General features: G+C 39.8%; 1 protein-coding gene. It reads left to right on the forward strand.

Annotation, left to right across the window (positions count from 1 at the left end; translation table 11 throughout):
• Positions 1 to 248: 248 nt before the first annotated feature.
• Positions 249 to 1164: hypothetical protein (locus PLK24_RS07460; RefSeq protein ID WP_324477786.1), on the forward strand; the 916-nt coding region annotated here is incomplete at its 3' end.

The raw sequence follows: 1164 nt of genomic DNA on the forward strand, positions 1-1164 counted from the left end.
AGATGAGATCCTCACGCGGGAAAGCACCGCACAGGATGACGGATTTTTTAAACATTGTTATATTTTCAGGACAGGTTACAAGGAAATTAAGGCAAAGGGAATTAGAAGAAGAAAAAAAAGGTTTTAATGAAATATATTTTACAGGTTCTAAAAGTGAATCAGCAAGAAGATATTAGCATTTTATTTTTTTCGTTCACTTTTTTAGGTTTTTGGCTTATCACTGTATTGAAAGATTGAAGGTGAATTTCGTGGATAGCTTTGCCTTTATAATCCATGCAATGGATGCTCAAGACATCAAAGATCATAAAAAAATACTCCGTGTTTTGCCTAACCGGTCGGTTGAATACCTCGCCTCTCACATATCGCCGTTTGTTTTATCCCATGTTACCGGAGTTCGCTCACAGGCGACTGGGAAAGAAATCAAAGGGTGGTTTGTGGGCCTTCCTATGACTTCAAGGGTTCTCATTGAATACCCATTTACTTTTGTTTCGAAGCAAATTCAAAAATGTGGTTTATTGGCGGAAAAGCTCGGAGCTAAGATTATTGGTTTAGGTGCTTTTACATCAGTAGCTGGTGATGGAGGAATTACTCCCAAAAAAGGCTTAACTATTGCCGTTACCACCGGTAATAGTTATACCGTGGCAACGGCTCTGGAAGCTACTATGATTGCAGCCCAAAAGATGACATTAGACTTTAATAGTGAAGAGTATGCAATAGTTGGTGCTACTGGCTCAATTGGAAGAGCTTGTGCCCTCATTTTAGCGCAAGAAAAAAAGAAAGTTAGGGTTGTTGGGCGCGATCAGGAAAAGGTGAAGAATGTACAACAGGAAGTTGAGCAGTTTTCACCTTATCCAGTAAAAGGATTTACAAATATTGAACAAGGAATTAAAGGGTGTCGGATTATTTTAACCGTCACCTCGGCCATAGAAACCATAATTCAAAGTCATTGGATCGAACGAGGAGCTGTTGTTTGTGATGTGTCAAGGCCCAGAAACGTAGCTAAAGAGATTATGCAGTCCCGAAAGGATATTTTAGTTATTGAAGGTGGTATTGTCGATGTGCCTGGCAAGCCTGATTTTGGAATGAATTTTGGATATCCACCGGGCAAGGCTTATGCTTGTATGTCAGAAACGATGATCCTAACTTTGGAAGGTCGATTTGAAG

The organism is Atribacter sp., assembly GCF_035418125.1.
GTDB lineage: Bacteria > Atribacterota > Atribacteria > Atribacterales > Atribacteraceae > Atribacter > Atribacter allofermentans.